The sequence below is a fragment of the Sphaerisporangium album genome (assembly GCF_003323745.1).
GTDB lineage: Bacteria > Actinomycetota > Actinomycetes > Streptosporangiales > Streptosporangiaceae > Sphaerisporangium > Sphaerisporangium album.
The window spans coordinates 1-19,863 of sequence record NZ_QOIL01000023.1; the positions used below are offsets into that span (position 1 = coordinate 1).

General features: G+C 71.1%; 15 protein-coding genes and 2 rRNA genes. 16 read left to right on the plus strand and 1 reads right to left on the minus strand.

Annotation, left to right across the window (positions count from 1 at the left end; all coding sequences use genetic code 11):
* Together DQ384_RS31865 and rrf are read left to right on the plus strand one after the other, a co-directional pair.
* A 23S ribosomal RNA gene (locus DQ384_RS31865) occupies positions 1 to 87 on the plus strand; the annotation flags it as partial.
* A gap of 122 nt (positions 88 to 209) precedes the next feature.
* Positions 210 to 326, plus strand: a 5S ribosomal RNA gene (gene rrf / locus DQ384_RS31870).
* 735 nt (positions 327 to 1,061) lie between these two features.
* Here rrf and DQ384_RS31875 read toward each other — a convergent pair.
* Positions 1,062 to 2,390, minus strand: coding sequence for a folylpolyglutamate synthase/dihydrofolate synthase family protein (locus DQ384_RS31875; protein WP_114032593.1), 1,329 nt, complete (start codon positions 2,388 to 2,390; stop codon positions 1,062 to 1,064).
* 144 nt (positions 2,391 to 2,534) lie between these two features.
* Between DQ384_RS31875 and DQ384_RS31880 the strand changes: the two genes are divergently transcribed.
* The 14 genes from DQ384_RS31880 (at position 2,535) to rpmA (ending at position 19,727) form a co-directional block, all read left to right on the plus strand.
* Positions 2,535 to 3,857, plus strand: coding sequence for a bifunctional folylpolyglutamate synthase/dihydrofolate synthase (locus tag DQ384_RS31880; RefSeq protein ID WP_114032594.1), 1,323 nt, complete (start codon positions 2,535 to 2,537; stop codon positions 3,855 to 3,857).
* Positions 3,854 to 4,222, plus strand: coding sequence for a DUF4233 domain-containing protein (locus DQ384_RS31885; protein ID WP_114032595.1), 369 nt, complete (start codon positions 3,854 to 3,856; stop codon positions 4,220 to 4,222). The genes DQ384_RS31880 and DQ384_RS31885 overlap by 4 nt, the downstream gene beginning before the upstream one ends.
* 17 nt (positions 4,223 to 4,239) lie before the next feature.
* Positions 4,240 to 5,937 (plus strand): hypothetical protein, encoded by a 1,698-nt coding sequence (locus tag DQ384_RS31890; protein WP_114032596.1) that lies wholly within the window; start codon positions 4,240 to 4,242, stop codon positions 5,935 to 5,937.
* Positions 5,938 to 6,009: 72 nt separating this feature from the next.
* Positions 6,010 to 6,420: a nucleoside-diphosphate kinase gene (ndk, locus tag DQ384_RS31895; protein ID WP_114032597.1), complete on the plus strand. Its 411-nt coding sequence runs from the start codon at positions 6,010 to 6,012 to the stop codon at positions 6,418 to 6,420.
* A 338-nt stretch (positions 6,421 to 6,758) separates the two neighbouring features.
* Positions 6,759 to 7,790: a rod shape-determining protein gene (locus tag DQ384_RS31900; protein ID WP_114032598.1), complete on the plus strand. Its 1,032-nt coding sequence runs from the start codon at positions 6,759 to 6,761 to the stop codon at positions 7,788 to 7,790.
* 53 nt (positions 7,791 to 7,843) lie between these two features.
* Complete coding sequence (mreC, locus tag DQ384_RS31905) at positions 7,844 to 9,040, plus strand: rod shape-determining protein MreC (protein ID WP_114032599.1); 1,197 nt, start codon at positions 7,844 to 7,846, stop codon at positions 9,038 to 9,040.
* Positions 9,041 to 9,044: 4 nt separating this feature from the next.
* Positions 9,045 to 9,575 (plus strand): rod shape-determining protein MreD, encoded by a 531-nt coding sequence (mreD, locus tag DQ384_RS31910; RefSeq protein WP_245966926.1) that lies wholly within the window; start codon positions 9,045 to 9,047, stop codon positions 9,573 to 9,575.
* Positions 9,572 to 11,620, plus strand: a complete 2,049-nt coding sequence (gene mrdA / locus DQ384_RS31915; RefSeq protein ID WP_114032600.1) for a penicillin-binding protein 2 — start codon at positions 9,572 to 9,574, stop codon at positions 11,618 to 11,620. The genes mreD and mrdA overlap by 4 nt, the downstream gene beginning before the upstream one ends.
* Positions 11,617 to 12,780: a rod shape-determining protein RodA gene (gene rodA, locus DQ384_RS31920; RefSeq protein WP_245966927.1), complete on the plus strand. Its 1,164-nt coding sequence runs from the start codon at positions 11,617 to 11,619 to the stop codon at positions 12,778 to 12,780. Before mrdA ends, rodA begins: the two co-directional genes overlap by 4 nt.
* A gap of 55 nt (positions 12,781 to 12,835) precedes the next feature.
* Positions 12,836 to 14,758 carry a TIGR03960 family B12-binding radical SAM protein gene (locus DQ384_RS31925; RefSeq protein ID WP_114032601.1) on the plus strand — a complete coding sequence of 641 codons (1,923 nt, stop codon included), beginning with the start codon at positions 12,836 to 12,838 and terminating at the stop codon, positions 14,756 to 14,758.
* Positions 14,759 to 14,986: 228 nt separating this feature from the next.
* Complete coding sequence (locus DQ384_RS31930) at positions 14,987 to 15,793, plus strand: TIGR03936 family radical SAM-associated protein (protein WP_245966928.1); 807 nt, start codon at positions 14,987 to 14,989, stop codon at positions 15,791 to 15,793.
* Positions 15,794 to 16,038: 245 nt separating this feature from the next.
* Positions 16,039 to 18,954: an Rne/Rng family ribonuclease gene (locus DQ384_RS31935; protein ID WP_342769472.1), complete on the plus strand. Its 2,916-nt coding sequence runs from the start codon at positions 16,039 to 16,041 to the stop codon at positions 18,952 to 18,954.
* Between the two features lie 188 nt (positions 18,955 to 19,142).
* Positions 19,143 to 19,457 (plus strand): 50S ribosomal protein L21, encoded by a 315-nt coding sequence (rplU, locus tag DQ384_RS31940; RefSeq protein ID WP_114032603.1) that lies wholly within the window; start codon positions 19,143 to 19,145, stop codon positions 19,455 to 19,457.
* Positions 19,458 to 19,469: 12 nt separating this feature from the next.
* Positions 19,470 to 19,727 (plus strand): 50S ribosomal protein L27, encoded by a 258-nt coding sequence (rpmA, locus tag DQ384_RS31945; protein WP_114032604.1) that lies wholly within the window; start codon positions 19,470 to 19,472, stop codon positions 19,725 to 19,727.
* Positions 19,728 to 19,863: the final 136 nt, after the last annotated feature.

The window sequence follows — 19,863 nt, forward strand, 5'->3', positions numbered from 1 at the left end:
CAGGTGATGACTGGGTTGATAGGCCGGGTGTGGAAGCATCGTAAGGTGTGGAGCTGACCGGTACTAATAGGCCGAGGACTTGACCACAGAGCATGCTCGCGTCCACTGTGTGATCTCAGAGACAGCAGACCTGAGACCCGCACTACCAGCAGAGGCCGGTGTTTTCCGGTGTCTCTGGGTTGGTGCGCCGGGTTTGTCGCTCGAGGGGTTACGGCGGTTTTAGCGGAAGGGAAACACCCGGTTACATTCCGAACCCGGAAGTTAAGCTTTCCAGCGCCGATGGTACTGCACCGGGGACGGTGTGGGAGAGTAGGACACCGCCGGACAATCTTTGTATGACGCAGGAAGGCCACCCGGGCTGCCGGGTGGCCTTCCTACGTTTCCGGGGTAGTTCAGACCAACCACGGTCCCCGGCGCCCCCCGTGTTGCCGGTGTGCCGTGTGTCGGCGTCCGCTGTTGGCTGTGGTTGTGTGTGTCGTGTGCCCGTGTTTCGGGGTGTTGCCGGATGGGCCGCCCCGGTCTTTTGTTTCCGGGTCGTGGTTCGGGCTGGGTTTTGGTGTTGGCCGGGTTCTGGAGGGGGGTGTCCCCTTTCCGGGGCCCGGCTTTTGCGTGTCCGGGGCCCGGCCGGCGGCCGGGCGAGGAAGACCTGCGGGTGGCGGGTGGTTGCCGGTGGGCCGCCGTATCAGGCGCCGGGTTCGCCGACCCGCGTCCCGCCGCGCCGGCGCCAATGGAGACGAGCCATACCGCGGAGACTCGTCGAGACAGGCCGTACCACGGAGACTTGAGACGGGCCGTACGACGGGAAGCTTCGCCGACCCGCGTCCCGCCGCGCCGGCGCCATCGGAGACGAGCCATACGGCGGAGACTCGTCGAGACGGGCGTACGACGGGGAGGGGGGGCGGCCGATACGGGGCTGGGCCACCGTATCGGGGGCGCTGACTTCGCCGATCCCAGTTCCGCCGCGTTGGCGCCATTGGAGGCGAACTGGACGACGGGAACGGAACGACAAGGGGGAGCGGGGAACGACGGCGCCGTGCCAGGTATGGCGGTGGGCTGGGGGGTCAAGGGGTGAACAGTTGTTCGGTGGGGGCGTTGATGGCGTTCAGGACTTTGCCGGTGAAGTAGACGGTTCCCAGGGCCAGGATGTGTTGTCCGGCTTCGGTGAGAAGGGGGCGGGTGAGGGCCTCTTCGTCGATGACCGTCCAGCCTGCGGGGAGGGGGCTGTTGAAGCGGAGGTGGGGGAGGGCAAGGCGTACGAAGGTCACCGGGAGGCCGTCTAGTTCGGTCACGACGCCCTGGACGTCCTTGTGGTCGGGGAGGCACAGCAGGACGTGATCGATGTCGGGCCAGCGTTCGCGGACCATCGCCAGGGCCGTGGCGACGCCCGCTCTGTTGATGGCGGAATCGACGCACAGCTCGGTCCCGCTCTCGGGCAGGGTGTGGAAGGACAGGCGTCCGGGCAGCCGTACTGACGCGAGCACGTCGTGCAGCCTCTGTGGGCCGGGCTGGTCCTTGCCCAGCAGTGACAGTGTCCGGGCGGCGGCCGCGCAGCCCAGCTCGGCGTTCCAGCGGCCGTAGGACGGAGGGAGGATGCTCGGGGGCGGTGCTGTAGCAGACCAGGTAGCCACCGTCGGCGGGTCGATCGGGAGCAGGGTCCCAGAGCCGGTGTCCAGCGTCGAAGAGACGGTCGGTGGACGTGTGCCGGGGCCGGTGGCCAGGGTTTCCACCTTGAGGTGGGCGCGGGCATGGACGACCGCGTTGATCGCGTCCTGGACGGATGGCTGCTGCGGTAGGGAGAGGACGGCGCGGGTTCGCTTGGACGTGACCGCGGCCTTTTCGCGGGCGATCTCCGCGGGGGTGTCGCCGAGGACTCCGAGGTGTTCGGCGAAGATCTCGGTCATCGCGACCGTGTGCGCGGGGAACAGCGACACCTCGTCGGATCCGCCGCCCATGCCGGCTTCGAGCACGATGACATCGGCGCCCACCTCGCGTGCGTGCATGACGCCGGCGATGGTGAACAGCCCGGCGGGCGAGAGGTACCCGGGAATGGTCTCGCGGTCCGGCATGCGGCGCAGGCCCTTGGAGATCTGCGCGGCGATGCCCCTCAGCTTGGCGTCCGAGACGGCCGCGCCGTCCACCCTGATGCGTTCGCGGTTGGCCCGGAGCGCGGGGCTCGTGACGGAGACGACCTTGAGACCGGACGCGGCGAAGTAGGCGGAGGCGTACGTCGCCGCGGTGCCTTTGCCCTTGGAGCCGACGACGGTGAGGACGGGAGCGCCGGCCTCGGGGCAGTCCAGCAGGTCGAGCAGATGGCGGGCTCGGGGGAGACTGCGGCGCTCTTCGCGGCCGCGGGACCGCCATTCGGCGAAGAAAACGTCGTCCGAGCTCACGGAATGATTGTATTGCCGCCTTCATGGCTGGATCGTGTCGGATCGACCGCGATCGGCCGTGCCGGTGGCGTCACGTGTTCGTTGATCGGCGGGGCGGTGGGGGTCGGCGGTAGCGGTGGTGGGCACGGCTAAGCTGGCGAGGTGATGTCAGGGCAGGAGATCCGCGTCGTCGAAGCCGCGATCCGCGGGCGCGGCGTTGAGTGGGAAATCGATCCGACGCTGGATCGCATCGCGGGTCTGGCCGACATCCTCGGGCATCCGCAGAAGATGTACCCGGTGGTCCACATCGCCGGCACCAACGGCAAGTCGAGCACGGCCCGCATGATCGACGCGCTCCTGCGCGCCAGGAACCTGCGGACCGGCCGGTACACCAGCCCCGAGTTCTCGCAGATGCGCGAGCGCATCTGCGTCGACGGCGTTCCGTTGTCGGAGGAGCGCTTCGTCGAGGTCTACCGCGAGCTGGAGCCGTACCTTGAGCTCGTCGACGGCAAGGTGGGTCGGCTCAGTTTCTTCGAGGTGCTCACGGCCATGGCGTACGCCGCGTTCGCGGACGCGCCGGTCGACGTCGCCGTGATCGAGACCGGCATGGGCGGCACATGGGACGCCACCAACGTCGCGGACGGCACGGTCGCGGTGATCACGCCGATCTCGCTGGACCACACCGAGTACCTGGGCCCGGACGTCGAGACGATCGCGGGCGAGAAGGCCGGCATCATCAAGCCCGGGGCGACGGCCGTGCTGGCCCAGCAGCCCCTCCCGGCCGCCGAGGTCCTGGTGAGGCGGGCGGCGGAGGCCGGCGCCACCGTGGCGCGCGAGGGGCTGGAGTTCGGCGTCCTGCACCGCGAGCTGGCCATGGGCGGGCAACTGCTCCAGCTCCAGGGGCTCAAGGGCGTGTACGAGGATGTCTTCCTGCCGTTGTACGGCGCCCACCAGGCCGGTAACGCCGCGCTCGCGCTTGCCGCGGTCGAGGCGCTGACGGCCGGTGACGAGCCGCTCGGCGTCGACCTTGTGCGGCAGGCGTTCGCCGAGGTGTCCAGCCCGGGACGGCTGGAGGTGCTGCGCCGGTCGCCGACGGTGATCGTGGACGCGGCGCACAATCCCGGGGGCATGGAGGCGACCGTCGACGCGATCAGCGAGGCCTTCGGGTTCACCCGGCTGGTCGCGGTCGTCGCGGTCATGGGGGACAAGGACGTGGACACGATCCTCGAACTGCTGGAGCCGATCGTCGAGGAGCTCGTGGTGACGCGGAACTCCTCGCCGCGCTCCATGGAGGCGGGCGAGCTGGCGGCACGGGCAGAGGGCTTGTTCGGCGCCGAGCGGGTCCACGTGGCCGAGCGGCTGGACGACGCCATCGACATGGCGCTGGAGCTCGCCGACCAGGGCGACGAGTTCGGCTCCGGTGTGCTGATCACCGGTTCCGTCGTGACCGTGGGCGATGCCCGCATTCTGCTGAAGGCCGACAGATGACCGGGGAACAGCCGGACTCCCGCGCGCGGCGCGGCTTCACCGTCACTCCCGGGATGCGGCGTCTTGGCGCGAGCGTGCTGGGCATGGAGGCGATCGTCCTCGCGCTGGTGACGCCCGTCGCCATCGTGATCAACAAGGTCGCCCCGGCCGTGGCCGTCACGGTGGGCGTCGGGCTCGCGGTGGTGTGCGTCGTGGTCGCCGGGCTGCTGAAGCGGCCCTTCGCCTACATCGCGGGCAGCGTAGTGCAGGTACTGGCCATCGCGACCGGCTTCCTCGTCCCGCTGATGTTCTTCCTCGGTGTGATATTCGCCGCACTGTGGATCACGGCAATCTTGGTCGCTCGGCGTGTCGAGGGCGTGACTTAGCGCTAAAGTCGGCCGGTATGGCCGTCCCCCCAATCCAAGCCACGGGCCTCACGGTCCTCGGCCGGGTCAATCGTCTTCCCCTGCTGCTCGACGTGGTCGTCGGGCTTCTCACCGCGCTCGCCCTTCCTCTGGCGATCGTGGCCATACCGAACACCATCTCGGTGGTGTCCGCCCTGCTGCCGCCGGACATCGCCGGGGTCGGCATCTTACGTGCCCATGGGCTCGCCCTGCCGGTCATGCTCTGCGCGGTGCCGCTCACGGCGGCGGCCCTCGGGCGGTTCGCGCCCGCGCCGGTCCTGGTCGCGGGGCTGGCGCTGCTCGCCGTGGCCGACGTCGCGGGCGGTTTCGCCGGCTCCACGGTCGCCGTCGGGGTTCTGCGCGTTCTGCACGGCGTCGCGGCCGGCGTGCTCGTCCCGGCGACGTTCGCCGCGTGCCGGGAACGTCCGGGCGCGGCCCGGGGCGTGCTGATGCCGATCTGGGCGGCTTCCCTGGCGGTGGCGTTCCTGGCCGCGCAGGCACTGGCGCTGTGGCCGCTCGACCAGGTGACGTCGTGGCGGGTGACGCTCCAGCCCTACCCGCTGCTGACGGGGGTCGCGCTGGTCCTGGCGGCGGCGTACTTCACGGTCACCCGCCTCACCCGGCACGGCGAGGCTCGGCGTGCGGAGCAGGACGCGCCGGAGGGCTCGCCCGGTCTGGAAGCGGCCGACGGGGACGGCGGGGCGCAGGTCTCCGTGTCCGGCGGGGTCAGGGGTCTGGCGTGCACCGTGGGGCCTTCGGCGGGCATCGCGGTCCTGGCCTTCGGCACCACGTTCGGATGGCCGCCCGGCCTGATCGTCGTCGTGGCGGCGGCCGCGGTGGTGGCGCTGTTGGCGGCGGCGTTCGCCGGCCGGGTGGACGGGGCCGGCGGGCGGGTGGTCGCGCTGGTGATGATCGCGGTCGGCCTGGTCGTCCTTCCGACCTCCGCTCAGCTCACCTACGTCGAACTGGGCGGCCTCGGCGGTCCGGGGCTGTCGGGCCTGTGGGTCCCGTTCGGGCTGGCGGCGCTGCTGACGTTCGTAGCCGCGTCGGCCGTGGGCAGGCTGGGCGAGGCGCAGCTCCCCAAGCTGGTGGGCGCGGGCCTGGTGACCATGGTGGTCGGGTTGTGCGCGATCCGGCTGCTGGCGCCCACGGCCTCGGGCATGCCGCTCGTCGTGCCGTTCACGCTGATGGCGGGTGGTGCGGCCGTGGCGGTCGTCTCGGCCCTCCGGGGCGTGAGCCTGTCCGGCGCGCTGTTCGGCCTGTCCCTGTGCTTCCCTGCGGTCCTCAGTGGCTTCCTGCTCGGGACGGGCGTCCAGGTGGACCGGCTGCGCGCCGTCAGCATGTCGGGGCAGGTGACCTCGGAGGCGATGGTGGACGGGTTCGTCGGGGCGCTGCACGTGTGGGCGCTGGTCGCGGGCTTCGCCGTCGTCATCATCCTGGTGCTGGGCGCCGTGCTGGCGACCCGTACCGCCGAGCGCGCCATGGACGCCCTTCCTCCCGTCGCGCCCGTTTCGCCTGATGACGACGCGCGGGATGTCGCGGAGGAACCGCAGCCGGTGGCCGAGGGGGTCGTGTCGGGGGCGGACGACGGTCCGGATCCGGGGACGGTGATGATCCCGGTGGTGCCCGCCCCCACCCGGTCGCCCGAGGCAGGGGCCGGGGCGGACGGGAACGGGGACGGTGCCGGCGCCCGGTAAGCTGCGCACACGCTTCCCCTCTCGTCGGCCGTCCCGCGATGGCGCCCGGCGTTCACAACGAAGGAGATTCCCGTGTCCGAGCGCACGCTTGTCCTGATCAAGCCCGACGGTGTCCGTCGCGGCCTCATCGGGGACGTGATCGCCCGCGTGGAGCGCAAGGGCCTCAAGGTCGTGGCCATGGACCTTCGCACGCTCGACGTCGAAACGGCCAAGGCGCACTACGCCGAGCACGCGGAGAAGCCCTTCTTCGGCGAGCTCGTCGAGTTCATCACCTCCGGGCCGATCGTGGCGCTGGTCCTGGAGGGCCCGCGCGCGGTCGAGGCGTTCCGGGCGCTCGCGGGCGCCACCGACCCGGTGAAGTCCGCGCCCGGCACGATCCGCGGCGACCACGCCCTGGAGATCGGCGAGAACGTCGTGCACGGCTCCGACTCGCCCGAGTCCGCCGCGCGCGAGGTCAAGCTTTTCTTCCCCGACCGTTTCTGAGCGATGAACGTGGCCCGGCCCCGGTGAGGGCCGGGGTGAGACGGGCCCCGGCGCGTGGTGTGCGCCGGGGCCCGTCGTGCGTCCGCGGGTGACCCCTGCCTGCGGGGACGAGGCGGGCTTTCCGAGCCGTCAGGGGCGGGCGCGCGCCCGCCGTGACGCAGCGCGGCCAGACAGGTCGTGCGGGGGGTTTCCGCAGGTCGGCAGGGTGGCGGCCGACGAGTGCGACAAGATTTTCCCGAGCCGGGCGGCTCGTTGCCTTCAGGAGTGGGTACGTCACGTTACGATTCGAATGCGAATCGTAATCTCTCGCGAACACCTGTAGGAAGGTTTCCTTCCCCATGGGCAGCAAGCTGGCATTCCTCGGCCGTGACATGGCCGTCGACCTGGGCACGGCCAACACGTTGGTGTACGTGCGCGGGCGCGGCATCGTGCTCAACGAGCCGTCGGTGGTGGCGATCAACACGACCACCGGCAAGATCGTGGCAGTGGGCATCGAGGCCAAGAGGATGATTGGCCGGACGCCCGGGAACATCGTGGCGATACGCCCGCTGAAGGACGGCGTGATCGCCGACTTCGACGTGACGGAGCGCATGCTCCGCTATTTCATCCAACGGGTGCACAAACGCAGTCACTTCGCCAAGCCGCGCATCATCGTCGCCGTCCCGAGCGGGATCACCGGCGTCGAGCAGCGCGCGGTCAAGGAGGCCGGCTACCAGGCCGGAGCGCGCCGGGTGTACATCATCGAGGAGCCGATGGCGGCGGCGATCGGCGCCCGGCTGCCCGTCCACGAGCCCACCGGCAACATGGTCGTCGACATCGGCGGCGGCACGACCGAGGTGGCGATCATCTCGATGGGCGGAATCGTGACGAGCCAGTCGATCCGCGTGGGCGGCGACGAGCTGGACCAGGCCATCATCGCGTTCGCCAAGAAGGAGTACTCCCTGATGCTCGGGGAGCGCACCGCCGAGGAGATCAAGATCGCGATCGGCTCGGCCTGCCCGATGGGCGACGACTGCCACGCCGAGATCCGCGGCCGCGACCTGGTCACCGGGCTGCCCAAGACGATCGTGGTGTCGGCCGACGAGATCCGCAAGGCCACCGAGGAGCCGCTCAAGTCGATCATCGACGCGGTCAAGTCCACTCTGGACAAGTGCCCGCCGGAGCTCTCCGGCGACCTGATGGACCGCGGCGTCGCCCTCACCGGCGGCGGCGCGCTGCTGAAGGGCATGGACGACCGCCTGCGCGACGAGACCGGCATGCCGATCCACCTCGTCGAGAACGCCCTCGACTCGGTGGCGCTCGGCTCGGGCAAGTGCGTCGAGGAGTTCGAGGTCCTGCAACAGGTGCTGGTGCCCGAACCCAGACACTGACCCAGACGCCCACCCGAGACGCCGACCCAGAGACCGATGGAGCCGAGACACTGATGAGGGATACCCGCCGCGCGCGGTTGATCCTTGGCCTGCTGCTGGCCGCGGCGCTCGTCCTGATCACGATCGACCACCGGCAGCGCGACGATTCGCTGTTCGAGCCGGTGCGCGGCGCCGCCGCGTCGCTGTTCGGCGCGGCGGAGGAGGCCGGGACGAGCGTGGTGCGGCCCGTGGGCGACTTCGTCGACACCTTCGCCTCCGCCGGTGAGTACAAGCGGCAGATCGCGGCGGTCAGGGCGGAGAACTCGCGGCTGCGGCAGGAGCTCACCGCCCAGACCCTCGACCGGCAGCGCTCGGCGGAGCTCACCAAGATGCTGGGCCTGTCGGGCCTCGGCGGGTACCGCGTGGTGGCCGCCCAGGTGATCGCCAGGCGCGGCGTCCCCGGGTTCGAGGAGGCCGTCGAGATCGACGCCGGCTCGGGCGACGGCGTGAGGTCGGAGATGACCGTCCTGAACGGCGACGGCCTGGTGGGCCGGGTCGTCCACACCGGCCCCGGCACCTCCACGGTGGTCCTGCTGACCGACCCGGCCTCGACGGCGGGGGCGCGCCTGGAGGGCGGCAACGAGGTCGGCGTGGTCACGGGGCTCGGCCGGGCGGCCGAGAGCCGTCTCATCCGTTTGCGGCTGCTCGACTCGGCGGGCCCGCTGGCCGTGGGCCGCCGCATCGTCAGCTTCGGGTCCGAGCACGGGGTGCCGTACGCGCCGGGGGTGCCGGTCGGCGTGATCGAGCGCGTGGAGCCCACCCCGGGCGAGCTGACCCGGGTGGCGTACGCCAAGCCGTTCGTCGACTTCGCGTCGCTGGACGTCGTCGGGGTGGTCGTGAAGGCCCCGCAGCGCGACCCCCGAGACGCGATGCTGCCGCCGCCGCCCAGGAACCACGTCCGCGCGCCCGCCCCGTCCGCGCCTCCGTCGGCGCCGCCGTCCCGCGAGCCGTCCTCGGGGCCGTCCGTCTCGCCGTCGCCGTCCGCCACGGCGCGTGAGGAGGGCCGTCGCGAGCGGAAACGGCGCCAGCGCGACGAGCAGGGCGAGGAGGCCCAGCGGCCGGGCGCGGCCCGTGCGCACGCGCGCCACCAGCGGGCTCCGGCTCGGCGCCCGCACGCGGGCCCGCGCAGGCCCGCGCATCCGCGGGCGCATGACAAGCGGGACGGGCGTACGGGCGGGCACAGGCAGGACCGAGCCGGCGGAAGGACTTGAGGCGGTGCTCCGAGGGATCACGGCGGTGCTGCTCGCGGGCCTCATCATGATCGTGCAGGTGACGATCGTGAACCGCCTCCCCCTGCCCGGGGGCGGCGCCCCTGACCTGGTGCTGCTCGGCGTGGTGATGTTCGCCCTGGCGCGCGGCCCGGTCGCCGGGGCCGCCACCGGCTTCGCCGCGGGGCTGGCCACCGACCTGCTGCCGCCCTCCGCCCACGTCATGGGCCAGTACGCGCTGGTGTTCTGCCTGCTGGGGTACACCGTCGGCCGCGCCGCCGAGCGGGCGCCGGGCGCGCCGGCGGTCACGGTGATCGTCGCGGTGATGCTCGCGCCGCTGCTGACGGCCGGGGTCGGCGGGCTGCTCGGCGATCCCCGGGCGGACTGGCGGTCGCTGCTCGCCCTGTGGCCGTCCCTGGTCATGTACAACCTGGCGATGGCGGCCCTGGTGTTCTGGGTGGTCTCGCGGTTCTCCGGGCGTCGCCGCAGGCGCGAGGCCGTCCCGACCGGCGCCTATCCGGTTCGGAGGCACGTGTGATCCGGGTCCGTGCCAGGCTGGTGGTGCTCCAGTTCCTCGTCCTGATGCTGCTCGCCGTGCTGACGGTGAGGTTGTGGCAGGTGCAGGTCGTGCGCGGGTCGCAGTTCGTGGCGGCGGCGACCGAGACCCGCACGCGCGACGTGATCGTCCCGGCCGTCCGGGGGCAGATCTACGACGCCTCCGGGCGTCCCCTGGTGCGTAACCGCGCCTCGCTGGTGGTGTCGGTGGACCGCGCCGAGCTGGAGCGCATGCCGGACGGCGGGGCGGGCGTGCTCAAGCGCCTCGCGGCGGTGCTCGGCCGCACGGCGAAGGAGCTGCGCGAGCGCATCCGTCCCTGCGGCCCGCACGTGACCCGTCCCTGCTGGCCGGGGTCGCTGTACTCGCAGATCCCCATCGACGACGACGTCTCGACCCGGCAGGCCCTGCAGATCCTGGAGCGCCAGGAGGACTTCCCCGGGGTGACCGCCGAGGTGCAGGCTGTGCGCGACTACCCGCTCGGCTCGGGCGCGTCGCAGACCCTCGGCTATCTGCAGCCGGTCACCGAGGAGGAGCTGAAGAAGCGCTCCAAGCTCAAGGCGAACTTCTCCGGTGTCGACCTGGTCGGCAGGGACGGCCTGGAGTACGTCTACGACGAGGCGCTGCGCGGCTCGCCCGGCCTGCGCAGGGTCCAGGTGGACCGCATGGGCAAGGTGCTCGGCATCGAGCGGCAGACCGCGCCGGTGCCCGGCGACATCCTGATCACGAACATGGACGCCAACGTGCAGAAGGTCGTGGACAAGGCATTGGCGACCGCCATGAAGAACGCCCCCAAGGCGGACGGCGCCGCCGCGGTCGTCCTGGACGTCACGACGGGCGGGGTCATCGCGATCGGCAGCATGCCCACCTACGACCCGTCCGTCTGGGCGGGGGGCATCTCCGAGAAGGACTACCAAAGGCTGCTGTCGGAGAAGGCGGGCCTGCCGCTGATCTCCCGGGCGACCCACGGCCAATACGCGCCCGGCTCGACGTTCAAGGTCTCCTCGGTCTCGGCGATGGTCAGGGACGGCTACCCGCTGCACGGCAAGTACGACTGCCCCGGGGTCTACGACGTCGCGGGCACGGCGTTCCACAACTTCCACGGCATCGGCCTCGGCACGCTCGATCTTCACACGGCCCTGGTGAAGTCCTGCGACACGATCTTCTACAAGGCGGCGTACGAGATGTGGCAGCGGGACGGCGGCCTGAAGCCCGTGGCCCGTCCCAAGGAGCCGATGACCAGCACCGCGAAGGCGTTCGGGTTCGGCAGGAAGACCGGTATCGACCTTCCGGGCGAGGTCCCCGGGCGCATCCCCGGCCGCGCCTGGAAGAAGAAGATGTGGGACGCCACGCACCACTTCAGCTGCCTGCGGGCCAAGAACGGCTATCCCGAGGTCGAGAAGAAGAACCCGAGCCGCGCCGCCTACCTCAAGAGGCTCGCCCACGAGAACTGCGTGGAGGGCATGGAGTGGAAGGCCGCCGAGGCCGCCAACCTGTCGATCGGCCAGGGTGACGTGCTGGTGACGCCGCTGCAGCTCGCCGCCGCCTACGCCGCCCTGGTGGGGGACGGCAAGCTGCGCAGCCCGCGCATCGGCAAGGCGATCGCCCGGCCCGACGGCACCCACGTGGAGGAGATCAAGGCGCCGGTGACCGGCCGGCTCCCCATCGACAAGGGCACCCGTGACTACATCCGCGCCGCGCTGAGCGAGGTGACGTCCGACGGCACGGCCGCCGGGGCCTTCAGCGGGTTCCCGATGAATGTGGTGAAGATCGGCGGCAAGACGGGTACCGCCGAGGTGTACGGCAAGGAGGACACCTCCTGGTTCGCCTCCTTCGCGCCGGCGGCCGATCCCCGCTTCGTGGTGGTCGTCACGGTCTCGCAGGGCGGTCAGGGCGCCATGGCCGCGGCCCCGGCGGCGCGGGAGATCTGGGAGGGCATCTACGGCATCAAGGGCCAGGCGGCCCTGCCCGGGGGCAAGCCGGTCGAGCGGCTGCCGAAGATCAGGAGCGACGGGACGGTGGTGCAGTGAACCAGGCGCTCGTGCCGCGCAGCCGCTCCCTGGTCCAGCGGGCCATGGGAGCGCAGTCGGCGGTGTGGCGGGTCGACGGGGTGCTGCTCGTCGCCGTCATGGCGCTGTCGGTCATCGGCACGCTGCTGGTGTGGTCCTCGACGCGCACGTGGGCGGCGGGCGCGCCGACCGGCATGGTCAAGAAGCACGTGCTCAACCTGGTCATCGGGTGGGTGCTGTGCGGCATCGCGGCCCTCGCCGACCAGCGAACCCTGCGCATCTACGCACCGGCTGTGTACGGCGTGTCCCTGCTCGGGCTGCTCGCGGTCATCACCCCGCTCGGGTCCACCATCAACGGCTCCCACTCGTGGATCCTGCTCGGGGGCGGCTTCGCCGTGCAGCCGTCGGAGCTGGCCAAGCCCGCGTTGATCCTCATGCTGAGCGCGCTGCTGGCCGAGCCCGCGCCCGGCACCGACCGTCCGCGTCCGCTGGACCTGCTGCTGGCGATGACGGCCGCGGCCATCGCCATGGGCCTGGTCATGCTCCAGCCCGACTTCGGCACCACGATGGTGCTCGTCGTGATCACCGCCTCGTCCATGATCTTCGCGGGGCTGCGCAAGCGGTACATCGTCGGGCTGGGCGCGCTCGCCCTGGCCGGGGCCGCGGCCGTGTGGCTGTTCGGCCTGCTCAAGCCGTACCAGGTCGCCCGGTTCACGGCGTTCATCGACCCGGCCAACGACCCGCGCGGCGCCGGGTACAACAGCACCCAGGCGCTGATCGCGATCGGCTCGGGCGAGCTGTTCGGCAAAGGACTGTTCCACGGGGGGCAGACCACCGGCCGGTTCGTCCCCGAGCAGCACACCGACTTCATCTTCACCGTGGTGGGGGAGGAGTTCGGCTTCCTCGGCTCGATCACCGTCGTGGCGCTGCTCGGCGTGGTGCTGCTGCGCGGGCTGCGCATCGCCCGCCAGTGCGACGACCGCTTCGGCGCGCTGGTGGTGGGCGGCATCGTCTGCTGGTTCGCCTTCCAGACGTTCATCAACGTCGGCATGACGATCGGCATCATGCCGATCACCGGCGTGCCGCTGCCCTTCGTCTCCTACGGAGGGACGGCGACGTTCGCCAACATGATCGCCCTTGGGCTGCTCCAGGCCGTCCACATCCGCGAGCGGGCGTTCTGACCGTCCCCGGACGTGCTGGCGCGAGCCCGAGCAGGCAGCAACTACCCTTGGACACATGTCTGTCGAATCGCTGTTTCCTCTCCTGGAACCGCTTCTGCCGAGCGTGCAGAAGCCGATCCAGTATGTGGGGGGTGAGCTGAATTCGACCGTCAAGGACTGGGACGAGGCGACCGTCCGCTGGGCGCTGATGTACCCCGACGCCTACGAGGTGGGCCTTCCCAACCAGGGCGTTCAAATTCTCTACGAGATCCTCAACGAGCTGCCCGAGACGCTGGCCGAGCGCACCTACGCGGTCTGGCCCGATCTCGAGGCGCTCATGCGCGAGCACGGCGTGCCGCAGTTCACGGTCGACGCTCACCGGCCGGTGCGCGCGTTCGACGTGCTGGGCGTGTCGTTCTCCACCGAGCTCGGCTACACGAACCTGCTCACCGCGCTCGACCTGGCCGGCATCCCGCTGGTCGCCGCCGACCGCGGCGAGGACGACCCGATCGTCCTGGCGGGCGGGCACGCCGCGTTCAACCCCGAGCCGATCGCCGACTTCCTCGACGCCGCGGTTCTCGGGGACGGCGAGCAGATCTCCATCGCGATCTCCGAGGTCGTCCGCGAGTGGAAGGCCGAGGGCCGCCCCGGCGGCCGCGACGAGCTGCTCATGCGCCTGGCCTCGACCGGTGGCGTGTACGTGCCGAAGTTCTACGACGTCGAGTACCACCCGGACGGCCGCATCAAGCGGGTCGCCCCGAACCGCTCGGGCGTCCCGTGGCGGGTGCAGAAGCACACCGTCATGGACCTGGACGAGTGGCCCTATCCCAAGAAGCCGCTGGTGCCGCTGGCCGAGACGGTCCACGAGCGCTTCAGCGTCGAGATCTTCCGCGGCTGCACGCGCGGCTGCCGGTTCTGCCAGGCCGGCATGATCACGCGTCCGGTCCGCGAGCGGTCGATCACGACGATCGGCGACATGGTCGAGGTCGGCCTGAAGGAGTCCGGCTTCAACGAGGTCGGCCTGCTCTCGCTGTCCAGCGCCGACCACTCCGAGATCGCCGAGGTCGCCAAGGGCCTGGCGGACCGGTACGAGGGCACGAACACGGGCCTGTCCCTGCCCTCGACCCGGGTCGACGCGTTCAACATCGACCTGGCCAACGAGTTCTCGCGCAACGGCCGCCGCTCCGGCCTGACGTTCGCGCCCGAAGGCGGGTCCGAGCGCATGCGCAAGGTGATCAACAAGATGGTCACCGAGGAAGACCTGATCCGCACCGTCACCACGGCCTACAGCCAGGGGTGGCGGCAGGTGAAGCTGTACTTCATGTGCGGCCTGCCCACCGAGACCGACGAGGACGTGCTCGGCATCGCCGATCTCGCCAAGAAGGTCATCAAGGCCGGGCGCGAGGCCACAGGTTCCCGTGACATCCGCTGCACGGTCTCCATCGGCGGTTTCGTCCCCAAGCCGCACACCCCGTTCCAGTGGGCCGCCCAGTGCGACCACGAGACGGTCGACAACCGGCTGAGGAAGCTCAGGGACGCGCTGCGCTCCGACAAGGAGTACGGAAAGGCCATCGGCTACCGCTACCACGACGGGCAGCCGTCGATCGTCGAGGGCCTGCTGTCGCGTGGCGACCGGCGGGTCGGCGCGGTGATCAGGGCCGTCTGGGAGGCCGGCGGCCGGTTCGACGGCTGGAGCGAGCACTTCTCCTTCGACCGCTGGATGTCCGGCGCCGAGCGCGCGTTCGACGGCCACCCCGTCGACGTCGCCTGGTACACCACTCGCGAGCGCGACGAGGTCGAGGTGCTCCCGTGGGACCACCTGGACGCCGGTCTCGACCGCGAGTGGCTCTGGCAGGACTGGCAGGACGCCGTCACCGAGACCGAGGTCGAGGACTGCCGGTGGACTCCCTGCTACGACTGCGGCGTCTGCCCGACCATGGGCACCGAGATCCAGATCGGCCCGACCGGCAGGAAACTGCTCCCGCTGACGGTCGTCTGACCCGCTGGATGGAAGCAAATACGGGCCGTAACCGTTGCACCATAGAGGTCACCGGGTACGCCGCGGGGTCATGGTGGTCTAGCCTCTAGCGGTATGAGAGCCGTACGAGCCGCGACAGGGCGGGCCACCGGGCCCATATCCTGGGAAGACGGCCTTGGACGCGACACAGACATGGGAAGGATGACTTAGCTGAAGAACCCCGTTCCTGATGGGCCCCCGCCCGCGCCCGTGGTGCAGCGCCTTCGCGTGCGCTACGCCAAGCGTGGCCGCCTGCGGTTCACCAGCCATCGAGACATCTCGCGCGCCATCGAACGAGCGGTGCGCAGGGCCGGCATCCCGGTCGGCTTCAGCGCGGGATTCACCCCCCATCCGAAGATCTCTTACGCGGGAGCCGCCCCCACCGGGGTGGCCAGCGAAGCCGAATATCTGGAGATCGGCGTCGTCACGGCCTGCGAGCCGGACCGTCTTCGCGCCGAGCTCGACTCGTCGCTGCCGACCGGCCTCGACGTCCTGGACGTCGTGGAGGCGAGCGGCGGCAGTCTGGCCGACCGGCTGCAGGGCTCGGTCTGGGACGTACGCCTGCCCGGCGCGGACCCGGCCGAGGCCAGGGACGCGGCCGAGCGGTTCATGGCGGCCGAGCGCGTGGAGGTCGAGCGCCTGACGAAGAAGGGCCCGCGCCGCTTCGACGCGCGCGAGGCCGTCATCATGCTGACGGCCGAGGACCCCGACGGCACAGCCGCGCGGACGGCTCGCGAAGGAACGGAAGAAACGGCGGACCGGGACCCCGGCCCGCCATGTGCGATACTTCGTATGGTTGTACGGCACGTTACGCCCGCCGTCCGACCGGACGACGTGCTCACGGGTCTGCGTCTAGTGGCCGCCTTCGCGCCGCCGTCACCCCCCACGGTGACCAGGCTGGCGCAGGGTCCGCTCGACGCGCGCACCGGTGCAACGGCCGACCCGCTCGACCTGGACCGCGACACTCGCGGCGGCGAGCCGGGACCGGCTGTGCGGCACGTCGGTGACCACAAATAGGACTTGGCGCCGGGCCCCGCGGCCTGACGTACAGCGAGAGACGAGAGCTCCCGCGCGGCGCGCACGACGTGCCCGGGAGCTGACGGGAGAACGCCCGCATGCTCGACAACGAGCCCGTTGTCGGGGCCTTCGGCCCTGACGGGGATATAACAGCACAGCAAGAAACGAAGGCGGTACGGCGCCGCCGCGCGGCGAGCCGCCCGGCGGGCCCGCCACCGGAGGAACCGGAGCTTCCTGCCGGTCAGGTGACCGCTCCGCGGCCCACGGACGCCGCGGAGCCCGAGGTACCGGCCCACGCGGACGCGGTCGTCGCGTCCGAGCCCGCCGGCGCGGCGGTCGTGTCGGCCGAAGCCGGGTCCGAGGTGCCCGTGAAGCGCACCCGCGCCCGGCGCACGGTGGTCAAGGAGGCCGGTGACGCCGAGGCGCCCGCCAAGCCCGTCAGGGCGTCCCGGGCCAAGGCGGCCAAGCAGGCCGCCGATGCCGAGGCCGCCGAGGTCGCGGGCGGTTCCGAGATCGCCGGTGCCGAGATCGCCGAGGCGCCCGCCGCGCCCGTGAAGCGCACACGCACCCGTACCACCAGAAAGGCCGCCGAGGTCGTAGCCCACCCCGAACCGGTCGTCCCCGACGCCGGAGCCCCGGCCGGGGTGGTCCCGCCGGTCGAGTCCGAGCCGGTCGCGGGCGTCGCCGAGGCCGTCCAGGCCGTCGAGGAGGTCGTCGCGCCGACACGGCGCCGGCGCACGCGCAAGGCCGCCGACGCGCCGGTCCTGCCCGAGTCGCCCGAGGTCCAGGCGGAACGATCGAGCATCGAGAAGGTCGAGAAGGCCGCCAAGGCCGAGGTCGCCGCGGCGATCGCCGAGTCGATGCCCGTCGACGAGCCGCTGGACGACGAGCCCGTCGGCGAGGACATCGCCGAGGAGCCGATCCAGGACGCCGAGGAGCCCCAGGCCCAGACGCCGCTGTTCGCCGACCCGTTCGGCCTGAGCGCGATGGCCGACGCGCGCCTCGCGGCCCCCACCGTCACCTTCCAGGCGCCCGCCGCGGTGTTCCAGCCGATCTTCCAGGCGCCCGAGCCCCGCGCCGCCGTCCCGCCCGTCGTGCTGCCGCCGCAGCAGCGTCCCGAGCCCGCCGACGAGCAGCCCGAAGAGGCCGAGGACTCCACCGAGACCGCCTCCGACGAGGACGACAACGAGGACGACGACGCCGGCAGCCGCCGCCGTCGCCGCCGCAGGGGCGGCCGAGGCCGCGGCAAGGCGCGCGGCGAGCACGACGAGGGCGAGGACGGCGACGACCTCGACGACGAGGCACGTCCCGCGGCGGCCGAGCAGGCCGAGCAGCACTCCGAGGCCGAGGCGTCGCGCGGCTCCCGCGACAAGGACGCCGACCAGGACGACGACGAGGACGGCGGTTCGTCCTCGCGCCGTCGCCGCCGCCGTCGCCGCAGGGGCGGGGACGAAGCCGAGACGACCCCCGACGACCCGCCGAACACGGTGGTGCGCATCCGCGCGCCCCGCGCGGGCCGTCCCACCTCGGTGGACGAGGTGCAGGGCTTCCGCGGCTCCACCCGCCTGGAGGCCAAGAAGCAGCGCCGCCGCGAGGGACGCGAGCAGGGCCGCCGCCGCCCGCCGGTGATCACCGAGTCGGAGTTCCTGGCGCGTCGCGAGTCCGTCGAGCGTGTCATGGTCGTCCGCCGCCAGGGCGGGCGCACCCAGATCGCGGTGCTGGAGGACGGCGTGCTGGTCGAGCACTACGTCGACCGCGAGGCCAGCCAGTCCTACGTCGGCAACGTGTACCTGGGCAAGGTCCAGAACGTCCTGCCGTCGATGGAGGCCGCGTTCATCGACGTCGGCAAGGGCCGCAACGCCGTCCTGTACGCCGGCGAGGTCAACTTCGACACCGCCGGCCTGGAGGGCCAGCCCAAGCGCATCGAGGTGGCGCTGAAGTCGGGCCAGTCGGTGCTCGTCCAGGTCACCAAGGACCCGATGGGCCACAAGGGCGCTCGTCTGACCAGCCAGATCAGCCTGCCGGGCCGCTACCTGGTGTACGTGCCGGACGGCTCGATGACCGGCATCAGCCGCAAGCTCCCCGACAAGGAGCGCACCCGGCTCAAGACCATCCTGAAGAAGGTCATGCCGGAGAACGCCGGCGTGATCGTCAGGACGGCCGCCGAGGGCGCGTCCGAGGACGAGCTGAACCGGGACGTCGCCCGCCTGTCCGCGCAGTGGGAGAACATCCAGCGCAAGGCCAAGTCGGCGAGCCCGCCCGAGCTGCTGTACTCCGAGCCCGACCTCACCATCCGCGTGGTCCGCGACGTCTTCAACGAGGACTTCTCCTCGCTGGTGGTCGCGGGCGACGACGCGTGGGGCACGGTCGACGAGTACGTCCGGTACGTCGCGCCGCACCTGGTCGACCGCCTGACCAAGTGGGAGCAGGGCGACGTCTTCGCCGCCTACCGCATCGACGAACAGATCTCCAAGGCGATGGAGCGCAAGGTGTGGCTGCCGAGCGGCGGCTCCCTGGTGATCGACCGCACCGAGGCGATGACGGTCGTCGACGTCAACACCGGTAAGTTCACCGGGCAGGGCGGCAACCTCGAAGAGACCGTCACCAAGAACAACCTGGAGGCGGCCGAGGAGATCGTCCGCCAGCTCAGGCTGCGGGACATCGGCGGCATCATCGTCATCGACTTCATCGACATGGTGCTGGAGAGCAACCGCGACCTGGTGCTGCGGCGCATGCTGGAGTGCCTGGCGCGCGACCGCACCAAGCACCAGGTGGCCGAGGTGACGTCCCTGGGGCTGGTGCAGATGACCCGCAAGCGGGTCGGACAGGGTCTGCTGGAGGCGTTCTCCACGCCGTGCGACTGCTGCAACGGGCGCGGGCTGATCGTCTCGACCGAGCCGGTCGAGGCCAAGCCCGAGCCGCGGGGCACGCAGGGCAAGATGGCGGTCGAGAAGGCCGTGGCCGAGAAGCTGGACAAGGCCAAGGCCGACGCCGACAAGATCCTCAAGGATGGCGGCGTCGCGGTGGCCGCCAACGGCGAGGGTGGCCGTGACAGCGTGACGGACGCGCTCGGCGGCTCCGACGAGGGCGGTTCCCAGCCGTCCGCGCGGGGGCGTCGCCGCTCACGCAAGGTCACCAGACCAGCAGGGCCGGCCGAGTAGGCCGGCGACCCGGCGGACCGTCCGGTTCGACCAAGACACCTACGATCCGGTATCCTGGTCAATCGGTGCGTCCAGTGGCGCGCCCAGCTACGCGCGCCTACTCGGTTCGCCGGTCGTGTTATCGACGGGAGCTGGATGCAAGCGGCGCAGCGTTCAGCGAAGCAATCAGCCAGGAGAAGGGTTCCGCGGTGTACGCGATCGTTCGTTGCGGCGGCAGGCAGCAGAAGGTCTCCGTCGGTGACGTCCTCGAGGTGGACAAGGTCGCCGGTGAGGTCGGCTCCACGGTGTCGCTGTCGCCGGTGCTCGTCGTCAACGACGGCGATGTCACCACAGACGCTGCCACGCTTGGCAAGTTCGAGGTGACCGCCGAGATTCTCGGTGAGACCAAGGGCCCCAAGATCCGCATCCTCAAGTACAAGAACAAGACCGGTTACAAGAAGCGCCAGGGGCACCGCCAGCGGTACACCCAGGTGAAGGTGACCGCCATCAACCCCGGGAAGTAGTGGTAGCGAACCATGGCACACAAGAAGGGCGCCTCGTCCACCCGGAACGGCCGTGACTCCAACGCCCAGCGGCTCGGCGTCAAGCGTTTCGGTGGCCAGCTCGTCAACGCCGGCGAGATCATCGTCCGCCAGCGCGGCACCCACTTCCACCCGGGTGACAACGTCGGCCGTGGCGGCGACGACACGCTGTTCGCGCTCATCGCGGGCCACGTGCAGTTCGGCAACAAGCGCGGACGCCGCGCCGTGAGCATCGTCCCGGCCGCGGAGTAGATCCGCCTACCGGGAACGACAGGGAACGACGGTCCCCGCAGGCCGCGCGTGAGGCGCGGCGACGGGGACCGGTAGTCGCGTTGATGAGGCGGATCGACCTTTCGATCCGCCTCATCGTCGTGAGGGCGCGCATATC

Coding starts and splice junctions, on each gene's coding strand:
- DQ384_RS31880 (WP_114032594.1), top strand. CDS start 2,535: ATGTCAGGGCAGGAGATCCGCGTCGTCGAAGCCGCGATCCGCGGGCGC.
- DQ384_RS31890 (WP_114032596.1), top strand. CDS start 4,240: ATGGCCGTCCCCCCAATCCAAGCCACGGGCCTCACGGTCCTCGGCCGG.
- DQ384_RS31925 (WP_114032601.1), top strand. CDS start 12,836: ATGTCTGTCGAATCGCTGTTTCCTCTCCTGGAACCGCTTCTGCCGAGC.
- DQ384_RS31900 (WP_114032598.1), top strand. CDS start 6,759: ATGGGCAGCAAGCTGGCATTCCTCGGCCGTGACATGGCCGTCGACCTG.
- rpmA (WP_114032604.1), top strand. CDS start 19,470: ATGGCACACAAGAAGGGCGCCTCGTCCACCCGGAACGGCCGTGACTCC.
- mreC (WP_114032599.1), top strand. CDS start 7,844: ATGAGGGATACCCGCCGCGCGCGGTTGATCCTTGGCCTGCTGCTGGCC.
- DQ384_RS31885 (WP_114032595.1), top strand. CDS start 3,854: ATGACCGGGGAACAGCCGGACTCCCGCGCGCGGCGCGGCTTCACCGTC.